We start from the raw sequence: 12864 nt of genomic DNA, 5'->3' as shown, positions 1-12864 counted from the left end.
CCCGGGGCGACAGGGACCGGAGCGCCACGGCGCCGGGGCGTCAGGGACCCGGGGCGTCAGGGGCCCGGGCACACCGGGTTTCGGCCTCCGCACCACCGGGATCTCCGCCTCCCCCGCCCCGGGAATCCTTCACCACGTGCCGGTGCCGCCAGGTCTCTGACCTGCCCGTACCACCCCAGAGCGTCCTACTCGTGCAGTTCGGAACCTGTCTGTCACATCCAGGCCATAAGGTGGGATCGTGCTCGACGATGTCCCTCGCGACCCGTTCGCGGATGACCCCGACGACCCGGCGGCGGCGCTGGGCGATCCCGACGATCCCGAGCCGCTGACGACGGACGAGCGTGACGAGGCCATGACCGACCTCGCCGACGTGGAGGTCTTCCGCTCGTTGCTGGAGCCTCAGGGGGTGCTCGGCCTGGTGCTCGACTGCCCCGAATGCGGGGAACAGCACTACTTCGACTGGGAGCTGCTGCGCGGCAACCTGCGCCAGATGATCGAGAACGGCCAGCCCCAGGTGCACGAGCCCGCCTACCAGCCCAACCCCACCGACTACGTGAGCTGGGAATACGCCCGTGGTTACGTGGACGGCGTGATCGACACCGAGGAACACCGCTGATCCACGTCGTCGATCAGGGCCGCCAGCAGGGCGACCGCGGCGTCTGAGCCGGAGACGGGCCTCCTGCCGGAGAGCGCCTCCAGGAGTTCGGCGGTCTCGGCGACCGCCGGGTCCTCGTCCGGCCCGTATCTCCGAGCCGGACGTCGCGGGTGAACCGTTGTCATGATCGTTCTCGCTCCGGGTCGTCGCGAGCCCCGCCCCGCGGTTCGGGCCTCCGCTCGCGCCCCCTGCTCGACAGCTCCGCGGTCAAGCTATCGACTCCAGCTCCGCCATCGCTCGTAGCCGGGCCAGCGCCCTGTGCTGGGCCACACGAACCGCACCTGGTGACATGCCAAGTACATTACCGGTCTCCTCGGCGGAAAGGCCCGACACCACTCGAAGCATGAGCAGCTCGCGCTGGTTGTCCGGCAGCCTCGACAGCAGCCGGCGGGCGTGTTCGGCCTCGATGTAACGCACCACGGTCTCCTCCGGCCCCGGACCCTCGTCGGGCCCGTCAGGAAGGTCCTGGGTGGGCACGGCGGATCGTACGGAGCTGCGCAGCGCGTCGGCCACCTTGTGAGACGCGATGCCGAAGACGAAGGACGCGAACGGGCGTCCCATGTCACGGTAGCGGGGCAGTGCGGACAGCACCGCTATGCAAACTTCCTGGGCCACGTCGTCCGCGATGTGATACTGACCGGAAACCCGGCCCAGACGACCACGGCAATATCGGACGACCATCGGCCGCAGTTGCGCGATCAGAGATTCGATCGCGGTGCGATCCCCCTGAACGGCGAGGCTCGTCAGATCCTTGAGATCATCCCTGTGGGCGACCCCATCAGACCTCGTCGCAAGCCTCACCCCATTTTTGGCGTCGGCGACGCATCCCTCGGTCACGTTAGGCATGATGCCCGCCCTGGTAGTGACTGTCGTCATCGCAAACGGCTACGGATTGGTCACATTGAGGCGGAGATAACGGCGCGTAATCGAACGGCGACTGCAACGACTACAGAATGTGCAAATATTTCATTCGATTGCCAAATACGTCGACTATTCGTTAGAACCGCGTTTGGTCTTCTGTCCGGCGTGACGCTTGAGATCGTTTTTTGGTTTACCGCGAAACGCGAACGGCTCGCGCCTCCGGGGAGACGCGAGCCGTTCGGAACCGATGATCGGCCGGGGCCGATCGGGGGCCGGTCAGTGACCGATCAGTGACCGATCAGTGGCCGTGGCCGTGGCCGTGACCCTGGCCGGCGGCGGCCGGGGCCTCCTCCTCGGGCTTGTCCACCACGAGGGCCTCGGTCGTCAGCAGCATGCCGGCGATGGAGGCGGCGTTCTGGACGGCCGAGCGGGTGACCTTGACCGGGTCGATGACGCCCTGGGCGATCAGGTCGCCGTACTCGCCGGTGGCGGCGTTGAAGCCCTGGCCGACGGGCAGCTCGGTGACCTTCGCCGTCACGACGTAGCCCTCGAGACCGGCGTTCTCCGCGATCCAGCGGGCCGGCTCGACGAGCGCCTTGCGGACGATGGAGACGCCGGTCGCCTCGTCGCCGGTCAGGCCCAGGTCGTCGAGGACCTTGGAGACGTGGATGAGCGCGGAGCCACCGCCGGAGACGATGCCCTCCTCGATCGCCGCGCGCGTCGCCGAGATGGCGTCCTCAAGGCGGTGCTTCTTCTCCTTGAGCTCCACCTCGGTGGCCGCGCCGACCTTGAGCACGCAGACGCCGCCGGAGAGCTTGGCGAGGCGCTCCTGGAGCTTCTCGCGGTCCCAGTCGGAGTCGGACTGCTCGATGGCGAGCTTGATCTCCTTGACGCGGTCGGCGATCGCCGAGGCCTCACCGGCACCGTCGACGACGGTGGTGGAGTCCTTGGTGATGACGACGCGCCGGGCGGTGCCCAGCACCTCCAGGCCGACGTGCTCCAGCTTGAGGCCGATCTCCTCGCTGACGACCTGGCCACCGGTGAGGATGGCGATGTCCTGCAGCATGGCCTTGCGGCGGTCGCCGAAGCCCGGCGCCTTGACGGCGACGGAGGTGAAGGTGCCACGGATCTTGTTCGTGACGAGGACCGCGAGGGCCTCGCCCTCGACGTCCTCGGCGATGACCAGCAGGGCCTTCTTCGTCTGCGCGATCTTCTCGAGCAGCGGCAGGAAGTCCGAGACCGAGGCGATCTTGCCCTGGGTGATCAGGATGTAGGGGTCCTCCAGGATCGCCTCCATGCGCTCCTGGTCGGTCACCATGTAGGGCGACAGGTAACCCTTGTCGAACTGGAGACCCTCGGTGAACTCGAGCTCCAGGCCCATGCTGTTGGACTCTTCGACGGTGATGACACCGTCCTTGCCCACCTTGTCGAACGCCTCGGCGATCAGCTCACCGATCTTGGCGTCCTGCGCGGAGATCGTCGCCACATTCGCGATCTCCTTCTTGTCCTCGACCGGGCGGGCCGACTCGATCAGCCGGTCGCTGACGGCCTTGGCCGCGATGTCGATGCCGCGCTTGAGGGAGAGCGGCTGCGCTCCGGCGGCCACGTTGCGCAGGCCCTCGCGGACCATGGCCTGGGCCAGGACGGTCGCGGTGGTGGTGCCGTCACCGGCGACGTCGTTGGTCTTGGTCGCCACTTCCTTGGCCAGCTGGGCGCCCATGTTCTCGTACGGCGTCTCCAGCTCGACCTCGCGGGCGATGGTCACACCGTCGTTGGTGATGGTCGGCGCACCGAACTTCTTGTCGATGACGACATTGCGGCCACGCGGGCCCAGCGTCACCTTGACCGCGTCCGCGAGAGCGTTCACGCCGCGCTCGAGAGCTCGGCGCGCGTCCTCCTCGAACGACAGGATCTTCGGCATGACAATCCTCTCTATAAGTACGTCGGCGCATCAAAGCCCCGGGCGCTCTCGCGACCCGGGGCTCGATACGTCATCTTTGTGAAGCGAGAACTACTTCTCGATGATGGCGAGCACGTCACGAGCGGAGAGCACGAGATACTCCTCGCCGTTGTACTTCACCTCGGTGCCGCCGTACTTGCTGTAGAGGACCACGTCGCCCTCCTTGACGTCGAGCGGAATCCGCTTCTCGCCGTCCTCATCCCAGTTGCCGGGGCCCACCGCGAGGACCTTGCCCTCTTGCGGCTTCTCCTTGGCGGTGTCCGGGATGACCAGACCGGAAGCGGTGGTCTGCTCGGCCTCAAGCGGCTGGACCACAATGCGGTCGCCGAGCGGCTTAACGGGAACCTTGGTGGCGGTCGTCACGTCGGACCTCCCCTTCAGATTTGAATGATCTAGAAGAGGCGACCAGCGGTCTGCCGTCGCGGGTGTCAGACCTGCCTCGTCGCATGTATTTGGCACTCTCACCGGGAGAGTGCCAATACGGAACAGTATGCAAGGTGGCCTTGACAGTCAACACGAAGCACCCCTTCTCCGCTTCACGCGAACGTCAAGGCAGGTGGAAGCCCCTCGCGAAGCCCTACGGCCGAGGCGGTAGCGTCGGCTGGTGTGAATCTCGACGCATTCCGGGAACTCCTGACCCCGCGCGGCCAGGAGGCCCTGGGCGCGGCGGCCGGGATCGCCGGCGACGACCCGGTGTCGGCGGTGACCAGGCTGAGGAAGACCTACGACGCGGACCTGACCTCGGCGGCGCTCACGCAGGCCACGCTCCGGCTGCGCGCGAGGGAGAAGTTCGGGGCCGACGCCGATCTCATGTACTTCACCCGGACCGGCTTGGAGCAGGCCACCCGCCGGGAGGTCGCCGACCATCGGGCGCGGCGCGTCCCCGCGGGCTCGCGGGTCGCCGACGTCTGCTGCGGCATCGGCGGCGACCTCCTCGCCCTGGCCAGGGCCGGGTGCTCGGTCGAGGCCGTCGACACCGACCCGCTCACCGCGGCGATCGCCCAGGCCAACGCGGACGCCCTGGGCTTCGGCGACCGGGTCTCGGTCCGCGCCGCCGACGCCTCCGCCCTGGACCCGGCCGCCTTCGACGTCCTGTTCGCCGACCCGGCGCGCCGTACGGCGCGGGGCAGGACCTTCGACCCGATGGGCTACTCGCCGCCCTGGCCCGCCGTGCTGGAGATGGTGGCCAGGGCCGGGGCCGCCTGCCTGAAGGTCGCCCCCGGGATCCCGTACGAGTTCGTCCCCGAGGGCGCGGAGGCCGAGTGGGTCTCGTACAAGGGCGACGTCAAGGAGGCCGTGATCTGGTGCGGCGCGCTGGCGGGCGAGACGGCGCGCAGGGCGACGATCCTGCCCTCGGGCGCCACGATGACGCCCGACCCGGCCCTCGGCGCCCCCGGCACCGGCCCCGCCGGCCGCTACATCTACGAGCCGGACGGCGCGGCCATCCGGGCCCACCTGGTGGCGGAGATCGCCGCGGCGGTCGGCGGGCACCTGCTCGACCCGCAGATCGCCTACATCACCGGCGACGTCGCGACGCCGACGCCGTGGGCGTCCCGGTACGAGGTCCACGAGACGCTGCCGTTCTCGCTCAAGCGGCTGCGGGCGGCGCTCCGCGAGCGCGGCGCGGGCAATGTGACGATCAAGAAGCGCGGCTCCGCGGTGGACGTCGACCGCCTCAGGAAAGAGCTCCGCCTTTCCGGTGAGGAATCCGCGGTCGTCATTCTCACCCGAATCGGCGACCGGCCATTCGCCTTCGTGTGCGGCCCCGGCTGACCCGCCGCATCGAACCCGTTCGACCAGCAGGAGTCAGCCCTGGTTGACCAGCCAAAATAGTCAATTCTTCCAGCCAACCGGCAATTCCTCTCTTTTAATCTCGCTGCCGGAAAACCTTGATCCAGAGGCTAAGGTTGCCAGGCGGGAGTTCTCTCTCGCCTGCGGTTTCATATCGTTCATCAGCAAATCCCATCAAATCCAACCGCGCGGCTGAGCGTCGGCGAGTGAAGGAGCTCTCGGTGGATCACTCCGACCACACCCTGCTCCAGGCAGGCAGCCAGACCGCCATCTCCGACCGGATGCGCGAGCTCCTCGCCCGCGCGGCGCAGGACCACGTCTACGAGCAGCGGACCCAGGGCGCGGTGCTCGACGAGATCCGGCAGCGCCTGGAGGGCATGGAGTGGCTGCTGCGCGAGGTCAGGGAGCGCGAGATCGGCGGGCTGAACGGCACGCTGGAGTCCGTCCACGGCCGTCTGGACGACATCGCCGCCAAACCGCCCTCCTGGGCCGAGGGCCTGGCCCAGCACGTCGAGGCGGTGCGTGACCACGTCGACGCCGTCGGCGAGCGGGTCGACTCCCTCGGCCGCCGGGTCGAGGCCGTCCGCGACCGGGTCACCCCCCTCGGCGAGCTGCCGAGCCTGTGGACCGACCTCGGCACCGTCGGCGAGAGCGTGGACGAGGCGCTCACCCGCCTGCGGGCGATCTCGGACGGCACCCTGGGCCTCGACGAGCAGGTGCGGCAGCTGGCCGAGCACCTCGGCAGGCTCCAGGCCGACATGGGCATCGCGGCGCACCGGTTCAGCCGCCTGGACAGGGCCCTGGCCGACCTCTCCCAGCGCACCGGGCGCATCGAGGCGGGGATGCTCGACCTGTCGGCGAGCGTCCAGCAGGCCGTCGGCACCGCCGCCGACCGGATGCTGGCCGCCGTCGAGCAGGTCAACGGCAAGGTGGACCTGGTGAGCGGCAGGGTCGAGCAGGTGGGCGCCAGGGTCGACCTGGTCGTGCCCAGGATCGACGAGCGCGCCGCCGCCGTCGAGAACCGCATCGACAGCCGCATCGACCGGCTGGACGGCCATCGCATGGCGGCCGGTGGCCGCTTCGACACCCTCGAGGAGCGCCTCGACGACATCGAGGGCCGCCTCACCGGCCGGATGGACGTCATCGACTCCCGGCTGTCCACGCTGGACGGGCACGCGGAGAAGTCCGCCGAGCGTCTGGAGAGCCTGGACGAGCGCCTGGAGGTCCTGCCCGCCGTCCTCGGCGTCGGCGCGCTCATCGGCGTTCAGACCGACGAGCAGCGCGAGCGCTTCGACTCCCTGGACGAGCGCGTCATCCGGGCCGAGGCCGCGCTGGCCCCGCTGGCCGAGACGCTTCGCGCCCTGCCCGACCGTGACCAGCTCTCCGAGGCGCTGAGCGAGACCGTGGAGCCCGCGCACACCGACCTCACCCGCCGCCTGGGCGCCCTGGAGGAGACCATGCTGGCCCTGGCCGAGGCGCTGCTCAGGCCCACCAGGGCCGACAAGGACTGACCTGCGGGCGGGCCTCGCCTCGGTCGCGCCCCGCCCCGGCGGCCCCCGGCGGCCCGCCCGGTCCCGTACGGACGCCGTCAGCCGGCGCGCGCGACATCGGCCGGGTGGCCCTCCACGACCCTCGCCTCGGGGCACAGGTTGTTCCTGACCACGGAGAGCAGGGTCAACAGCTCGTCGGTCTGCTCGGCCGTCAGCCCCTGGGTCATCCGGCGGTGCATCTCGGCGAGGACCCGGTCCACCTCGGGGCGGAGCGCGTGCCCCCTGGGCGTGACGTCGACGATGCTGATCCGCCGGTTGGCGGGATCGGGCCTGCGGCTGACGAACCCGCTGCGCTCCAGACGCTGCAGGGTCTTGGTCATGGTGGAGACGTCGATGCCGACGATTCTCGCCAGGCCGTTCTGCGACTGGGGGCCGTTGTCCCACAGGGCGCCCATCACGCGCTCCTGGCCCGGGTAGAGGTCGATCTCCCCGAGGAGGCTGGCCAGCAGCACGCGGTGGCCGCGCGTCGCGTTGGCCATCAGGCAGTTGAGATCGCTGTCGTACTCACCGCAGCCCGGGGTGGCGCCGCACGCCCCGGCCGGGTCCCCGTCCGCGTCGCCCTCACGGGCCGCGGCGCGCTCGTCGGTCGCGTCGCGCTCTTCGTCGATCAGCGGCTCCGCCATGTCAGGTCCTTCCGTTCTCCCCCGACACTACCGCTTGCATGTTGGCCGACCAAGTTGTAAAACTACTTATTGGCTAGCCAAGTTGGCCAGCCAACAAAGGAGTTCGCCATGCCTTTCTCACCGTTCTCGCTCGCCGGTCTCCAGCTGCCCAACCGCCTGGTGATGGCGCCCATGACCCGGTCACGGTCCTATGTCGACGGGATCCCCTCGTCGCTGACCGCCCTCTACTACGCCCAGCGGGCCTCCGCGGGCTTGATCGTCACTGAGGGGGTGCAGCCCAGCCAGGCGGGAAAGGGCTACATGAACACCCCCGGGCTGCACACCGACGAGCAGGTGGCCGGATGGCGCGAGGTCACCGACTCCGTCCACGCGGCGGGCGGCAGGATCTTCGCCCAGATCATGCACTCCGGCCGGATCGGCCACCCCGACAACACCGGCGCGCTGCCCGTCGGGCCGTCCGCCGTACGACCGGCGGGCCAGATCTTCACGCCGTCGGGCCTGCAGGACTACCAGACGCCGATCGAACTGACGACCGCCCAGGTGGAGGCGACCGTCCAGGACTTCGCCGACGCCGCCGAGCGCGCCGTGGACGCGGGCTTCGACGGGATCGAGCTGCACGGCGCCAACGGCTACCTCATCCACCAGTTCCTGTCGCGGAACGCCAACCTGCGCGAGGACCACTTCGGCGGTTCGGTGGCCAACAGGATCCGCTTCGGCGTGGAGACCGCGCGGGCGGCCGTCGACCGGATCGGCGCCTCCAGGGTCGGCATCCGGCTCTCGCCCGGCAACGGCGCGGGGGACCTGGTCGAGGACGACATGCACGAGGTCTACCCGGCGCTGGTCTCCGAGCTCGCCGGGCTCGACCTCGCCTACCTGCACCTGGTGGCCGGGCCCTCCGACGACATCAACCAGGAGATCCTCAAGTCCTGGCCGAACGCCCTGATCGTCAACGACCCCTCGATCGGCGACCCGTCGGAGCGGGCCACGCGGTGGCTGGAGCGCGGCGCCCACCTGGTCTCGCTGGGCCAGTCGTTCCTCGCCAACCCCGACCTGCCGCTCCGCCTGCGTCTCGGCGCCGAGCTCAACCAGGCCGACTTCAGCTCGGCCTTCGGCGGCGACCACCGCGGCTACACCGACTACCCGGTGCTGGCCCTGCACTCCGCCTAGGACACCCCGCGGGAAGGGCCGCACAGCCGCCGCCCGACGGGGGCGCGACGGCCGGGCGGGTACCCGTGACCGGCGCACCCCCCGGGCCGGGCGACACCCGCGGACGAGGGACCGGGCCCGTCAGACGTGCACGGTGGTGACGGGCATCGAGGAGTCGGCGGGGATGTCCAGCCGCGACGGCGCGATGCCGGCCGCCACCAGATCGGAGCCCAGGGCCGCCACCATGGCGCCGTTGTCCGTGCACAACCCGGGGCTGGGGACCCGCAGCCGGACCCCGGCCGCGTCACAACGCTCCTGGGCCATCGCGCGCAGCCGGGAGTTGGCCGCCACCCCGCCGCCGATCAGCAGGTCCTGGACGTCGTGCTTGGCACACGCGCGCAGCGCCTTGCGGGTCAGCACGTCGACGACGGCCTCCTGGAACGAGGCCGCCACGTCGGGCACGTGGACCCGCTCGCCCGTCTTCTCCCTGGCCTCCACCCACCGGGCCACGGCCGTCTTCAGGCCGGAGAAGGAGAAGTCGAGCGTCCCGTCGTCGTACTTGCCGCGCGGGAACGCGATGGCCGCGCCGGAGCCGTCACGGGCCGCCCTGTCGATGTGCGGCCCGCCGGGGAACGGCAGGCCGAGCACCCTGGCCACCTTGTCGAACGCCTCGCCCGCGGCGTCGTCCACCGTGGACCCCAGCGAGACGACGTCCCTGGCGACGTCGGGCACCAGCAGCAGGGACGAGTGCCCGCCGGAGACCAGCAGGGCGATGCAGGGCTTGGGCAGCGCCCCGTGCTCCAGCTGGTCCACCGCGACGTGGGCGGCCAGGTGGTTGACGCCGTACAGCGGCACGCCCAGGCCCAGGGAGTACGCCTTGGCGGCGGCGACGCCGACCAGCAGCGCGCCGGACAGGCCGGGCCCGGCGGTGACCGCGATCGCGTCGACGTCGGCGAGGCGCAGCCCCGCCCGCCCCAGTGCCAGCTCGACGGTCGGGGTCATCGCCTCCAGGTGCGCCCTGGAGGCGACCTCGGGCACCACCCCGCCGAAGCGGGCATGCTGCTCGACGCTGGAGGCGATGGCGTTGGCCAGCATGGTGTGCCCCCTGACGATGCCGATCCCCGTCTCGTCGCAGGAGGTCTCGATCCCCAGGACCACCGGTTCGTCACGCATGGAGATCCTTCCTCATCATGATCGCGTCAGTGCCGTCCTCGTAGTAGCGGCGGCGCAGGCCGATCCGCTCGAACCCGAACCTGTCGTAGACGGCCTGCGCGCCCGGGTTGTCGGCGCGCACCTCGAGGAAGACCGACGCCGCGCCGCGACGGGCGGCCTCGGCCAGCAACTCGGTCAGCATGGCGCCGCCGACGCCGGTCCGGCGCCACTCGGCCAGCACGGCGATGGTCTGCACGTCGGCCTGGTCCCCCGCCGCGGCGAGGCCCGCGTAGCCGACGATCACACCGTCGACCAGGGCCACCACGTAGTGCCTCGTCCTCGGCTGGTCGTCGAGCTCACCGCGGAGCATGCCCTCGCTCCAGGCGTCGGCGGGAAAGGTCTTCCGCTCCACCTCCATGACCGCGGGCAGGTCCTCGACGGTCATCCGGCGCAGCACGGCGGTCATGCCGTGACCCTCTTGGGCGCCGAGGGTTCCTTGGCGTCGGGGCGGCGCAGGTAGATCGGGCGGGGCGGGCCGAGCACGGGGTGGGTGCCGCCCTCCACGGCCTCACGGACGCCCGGCTCGCCGAGCACCCCGGCGGCGAGCGCCGCCATCGCGCCCGCGTGGGGGTACTCCGGCACGTCGAGAAGCCGGGAGGCGCCGACGACCTCGGCGTACATCCGCGCGCCCGCGCCGGCCAGCGGGAGCTCCCCGGGCAGATCCTGGGGCCGGTCCACCGCGGGGCCCGACAGCCGGGTGCGCGCGTCCCGGTAGTGGCCCCAGAACACCTCCTTGCGCCGGGCGTCGGTGGCCACCAGGAACGGTTCGGCCGACCCGCTGCCGTACGCGAGCGCGTCGAGGGTGCACACGCCGTACGCCGGGACGCCCAGCGTCGTCGCGAGGGCCTGGGCGGTCACCAGGCCGACCCGGAGCCCGGTGTAGGGGCCGGGGCCCGAGCCCGCGACGACGGCGGTGACGTCGCCGAGCGAGGCTCCGGCCTCCCGGAGGACCGTCTCGATCGTGGGGACGAGCAGTTCGCCGTGGCGGCGCGCGTCGACCGTCGTCGACTCGGCGAGGACCCTCTCACCGTCGTGCAGAGCTGCGGTGACGGCGGGGGTGGCGGTGTCAAAGGCCAGGACCAGCACGAACAGTTAGCCTATCCCGTCCCGCGAGGGCTCAGGGGCACTCCCCCCGAGTGGACCGCGCGGAAAGGCGGAACGACTCAGGTCTTGACCAGGGTGGCGTAGACGATGAGGTTGTCCTGGTACTCGTTGCTGTCCCAGTCGAAGTCCCCGCCGCAGGTGATCAGCCGCAGGCCGTCCTCGAGATAGACCTTGTCGGCGGGGAACCGGTGCTTGCTGATCTGCTCGATCGTGTCCACCCGGTACTGGGCCACCTTGCCGTCGCTGCGCACGACCTTGATGACCTGCCCCTCCCGCATGTCCTTGAGCTTGTAGAAGACCGCGGGCGCGGTCTTGGTGTCCACGTGCCCGAGGATCACCGCGGAACCCTCGTCGCCGGGGACCGCGCTGTCCTTGACCCACCCCGCGACGTTCGGCTTCTCGTACGGCGGCAGATCGACCCGGCCGTCCGTCACGCCGAGCTTCATCAGGGGCGCCTTGATCCCCAGGGACGGGATGTCGATGCGGCTGGGAACGATCGAGGTGCGGGCGGGCGCCTTCTCCTCCTTGACGTCGCCGCCCCTGTTGCCGAACGCGACCATGACGGCACCGGTGATCACTCCGGCCAGGACGATCCTGGACCAGCGGGTGGAATCGGCCATCGGGGACTACGAACGGCGGCGACGCACGACCGCGATGCCGATGCCGCCCGCCAGGGCGAGGGCGAGCAGGACACCGGTCGTGCCGATCGGGGCACTCGAGTCGTCGGGGCCTCCGGCCGCGGTGCCGCCACCGCCCGTACCCGGCGCCTCGGTGCTGATGATCGTCCGGGTCGGCCTGGAGGTGGGGTCGGTGGGGGTGGGGCTCGGCTCGGTGTCGGCCACGATCCTGAGGTTGGCGCTGCCGGTGTCGTTGGTCCCCTCGCATCTGGCGTTGACCTCGTGGACCCCGGCGGCGACGCCCGCGGCGACGGTGGCCTGGCCGCGGACCCACGGGCGCGGCGTCGGGGTCGCGGTCGAGGCGGGGTCGGGCGTGGGCGTCGCGAGGATCGGGTCGAGGGTCACCGGGGTGCGGAAGATCCGGGAGGACGCGGTCCCGCGATGCTCGGGACCGCCCTGCGGGATCGGGCAGTTCGCCAGGACCCACACCTTCTGCCCGGCCTTGGCGCGGGCCGGCTGGAGCTGGACCTCGATGTCCTGCCGGCTGATGCCGGAATCAGGCGGGGTTGGGGTGGGCGTGCCCGACGGGCTGGCCGATTCGGCGCCCGCCGAGCACCCGACCAGTCCGAAAAGGACGATGGCTCCCAGAACCGCGACACGCTTGACGCTTGGCACCGTCGAACTCCACTTCGCCCTCCGGCCGACGACCCTCGCCCGGCACGATTTCCCACCTGTTCCCCATTAAACATGGGCAAACCCGCCAGAGTCGATCATCAGGCCTGACGATCTAGACCAATGGTGCGTAGTGCCAGCGTGCCAGGATTTCCCCGGCTTCGTAGGCACATCAGAGGACACCGTTCAGATGACGCCGTGCCAGCGCGGCCCGACCCCCCGGAGGGTCACGGTCCGCTCCTCGCCCGGCTCGCCGGACGCGCCCCTGCCGATGAGGATCTCCAGCCGGTCGTCGGCGAGCCCCTCCACCAGGCCCTCGCCCCACTCCACGACCGTCACCGACTCCTCCAGCGAGGCGTCCAGGTCCAGGTCGTCGACCTCCAGGTCGCCCCCGAGGCGGTAGGCGTCGACGTGGACCAGCGGCGGCCCCCCCGAGAGCGAGGGGTGCACCCGGGCGATGACGAAGGTCGGCGAGGTGATCGGGCCGCGCACCTTGAGCCCTTCGGCGATCCCCTGCACCAGGGTCGTCTTGCCCGCGCCGAGCGGGCCCGACAGCACCGCCAGGTCTCCGGGGCGCAGCAGCGCCGCCAGCTCCTCGCCCAGCTCCCGCATTTCCTCGGCGGTCGCCACGATTCTCACCGCTTCGTCACTCCTGTCGATGCCTCTCGGTGTC

At 70.7% G+C, this 12864-nt stretch carries 14 protein-coding genes and 1 pseudogene; 4 read left to right on the top strand and 11 right to left on the bottom strand.

The genetic code is table 11. The features are described from left to right. The first annotated feature begins 238 nt into the window (after positions 1-238). Positions 239-616 (top strand): DUF5319 family protein, encoded by a 378-nt coding sequence (locus ACTOQ3_RS08775; protein ID WP_326635634.1) that lies wholly within the window; start codon positions 239-241, stop codon positions 614-616. Here ACTOQ3_RS08775 and ACTOQ3_RS08770 read toward each other — a convergent pair. The 4 genes from ACTOQ3_RS08770 to groES form a co-directional block, all read right to left on the bottom strand. Next, complete coding sequence (locus tag ACTOQ3_RS08770) at positions 577-780, bottom strand: hypothetical protein (protein ID WP_440082849.1); 204 nt, start codon at positions 778-780, stop codon at positions 577-579. The genes ACTOQ3_RS08775 and ACTOQ3_RS08770 overlap by 40 nt on opposite strands. Before the next feature lie 82 nt (positions 781-862). Further along, a complete protein-coding gene (locus ACTOQ3_RS08765; protein ID WP_329090055.1) occupies positions 863-1501 on the bottom strand; it encodes a sigma-70 family RNA polymerase sigma factor in 639 nt (212 codons plus the stop codon). Positions 1502-1814: 313 nt separating this feature from the next. Then, complete coding sequence (gene groL, locus ACTOQ3_RS08760; RefSeq protein ID WP_440082848.1) at positions 1815-3437, bottom strand: chaperonin GroEL; 1623 nt, start codon at positions 3435-3437, stop codon at positions 1815-1817. A gap of 90 nt (positions 3438-3527) precedes the next feature. Next, complete coding sequence (gene groES, locus ACTOQ3_RS08755) at positions 3528-3839, bottom strand: co-chaperone GroES (RefSeq protein WP_362678524.1); 312 nt, start codon at positions 3837-3839, stop codon at positions 3528-3530. Between the two features lie 243 nt (positions 3840-4082). Here groES and ACTOQ3_RS08750 point away from each other — a divergent pair, with 243 nt between their 5' ends. Together ACTOQ3_RS08750 and ACTOQ3_RS08745 are read left to right on the top strand one after the other, a co-directional pair. Beyond that, complete coding sequence (locus tag ACTOQ3_RS08750) at positions 4083-5249, top strand: class I SAM-dependent methyltransferase (protein WP_440082847.1); 1167 nt, start codon at positions 4083-4085, stop codon at positions 5247-5249. Between the two features lie 239 nt (positions 5250-5488). Next, complete coding sequence (locus ACTOQ3_RS08745; protein WP_440082846.1) at positions 5489-6778, top strand: hypothetical protein; 1290 nt, start codon at positions 5489-5491, stop codon at positions 6776-6778. 77 nt (positions 6779-6855) lie between these two features. Here ACTOQ3_RS08745 and ACTOQ3_RS08740 read toward each other — a convergent pair whose 3' ends face one another. Further along, positions 6856-7440, bottom strand: coding sequence for a MarR family winged helix-turn-helix transcriptional regulator (locus tag ACTOQ3_RS08740; RefSeq protein ID WP_440082845.1), 585 nt, complete (start codon positions 7438-7440; stop codon positions 6856-6858). 108 nt (positions 7441-7548) lie between these two features. Here ACTOQ3_RS08740 and ACTOQ3_RS08735 point away from each other — a divergent pair, with 108 nt between their 5' ends. Continuing rightward, positions 7549-8607 carry an alkene reductase gene (locus tag ACTOQ3_RS08735; protein ID WP_440082844.1) on the top strand — a complete coding sequence of 353 codons (1059 nt, stop codon included), beginning with the start codon at positions 7549-7551 and terminating at the stop codon, positions 8605-8607. Between the two features lie 120 nt (positions 8608-8727). On the opposite strand, the gene tsaD is transcribed toward ACTOQ3_RS08735, so the two are convergent. The 6 genes and pseudogenes from tsaD to tsaE form a co-directional block, all read right to left on the bottom strand. Then, the gene (gene tsaD / locus ACTOQ3_RS08730) at positions 8728-9759 is read right to left on the bottom strand and encodes a tRNA (adenosine(37)-N6)-threonylcarbamoyltransferase complex transferase subunit TsaD (protein ID WP_440082843.1); all 1032 of its coding nucleotides are present in this window, start codon (positions 9757-9759) and stop codon (positions 8728-8730) included. After that, positions 9752-10231 (bottom strand): annotated as a pseudogene (gene rimI / locus ACTOQ3_RS08725) (ribosomal protein S18-alanine N-acetyltransferase); the annotation flags it as partial. The gene tsaD and the pseudogene rimI, both read right to left, overlap by 8 nt. Further along, positions 10201-10884, bottom strand: coding sequence for a tRNA (adenosine(37)-N6)-threonylcarbamoyltransferase complex dimerization subunit type 1 TsaB (tsaB, locus tag ACTOQ3_RS08720; RefSeq protein ID WP_440082842.1), 684 nt, complete (start codon positions 10882-10884; stop codon positions 10201-10203). The pseudogene rimI and the gene tsaB, both read right to left, overlap by 31 nt. Positions 10885-10961: 77 nt before the next feature. Further along, a complete protein-coding gene (locus tag ACTOQ3_RS08715; protein WP_440082841.1) occupies positions 10962-11522 on the bottom strand; it encodes a class F sortase in 561 nt (186 codons plus the stop codon). Positions 11523-11528: 6 nt separating this feature from the next. Next, complete coding sequence (locus tag ACTOQ3_RS08710; protein ID WP_440082840.1) at positions 11529-12194, bottom strand: hypothetical protein; 666 nt, start codon at positions 12192-12194, stop codon at positions 11529-11531. Positions 12195-12377: 183 nt separating this feature from the next. After that, a complete protein-coding gene (gene tsaE / locus ACTOQ3_RS08705) occupies positions 12378-12830 on the bottom strand; it encodes a tRNA (adenosine(37)-N6)-threonylcarbamoyltransferase complex ATPase subunit type 1 TsaE (protein ID WP_440082839.1) in 453 nt (150 codons plus the stop codon). Positions 12831-12864: the final 34 nt, after the last annotated feature.

Source organism: Streptosporangium sp. LJ11 (assembly GCF_051918945.1).
Classification (GTDB): domain Bacteria; phylum Actinomycetota; class Actinomycetes; order Streptosporangiales; family Streptosporangiaceae; genus Streptosporangium.
This window is presented reverse-complemented; position numbering and strand designations above follow the sequence as displayed.

Excerpts from the sequence above, each read along its gene's own strand:
- ACTOQ3_RS08770 (WP_440082849.1), bottom strand. The coding sequence starts at position 780 with ATGACAACGGTTCACCCGCGACGTCCGGCTCGGAGATACGGGCCGGAC.
- ACTOQ3_RS08765 (WP_329090055.1), bottom strand. The coding sequence starts at position 1,501 with ATGCCTAACGTGACCGAGGGATGCGTCGCCGACGCCAAAAATGGGGTG.
- groL (WP_440082848.1), bottom strand. The coding sequence starts at position 3,437 with ATGCCGAAGATCCTGTCGTTCGAGGAGGACGCGCGCCGAGCTCTCGAG.
- ACTOQ3_RS08740 (WP_440082845.1), bottom strand. The coding sequence starts at position 7,440 with ATGGCGGAGCCGCTGATCGACGAAGAGCGCGACGCGACCGACGAGCGC.
- ACTOQ3_RS08735 (WP_440082844.1), top strand. The coding sequence starts at position 7,549 with ATGCCTTTCTCACCGTTCTCGCTCGCCGGTCTCCAGCTGCCCAACCGC.
- tsaD (WP_440082843.1), bottom strand. The coding sequence starts at position 9,759 with ATGCGTGACGAACCGGTGGTCCTGGGGATCGAGACCTCCTGCGACGAG.
- ACTOQ3_RS08715 (WP_440082841.1), bottom strand. The coding sequence starts at position 11,522 with ATGGCCGATTCCACCCGCTGGTCCAGGATCGTCCTGGCCGGAGTGATC.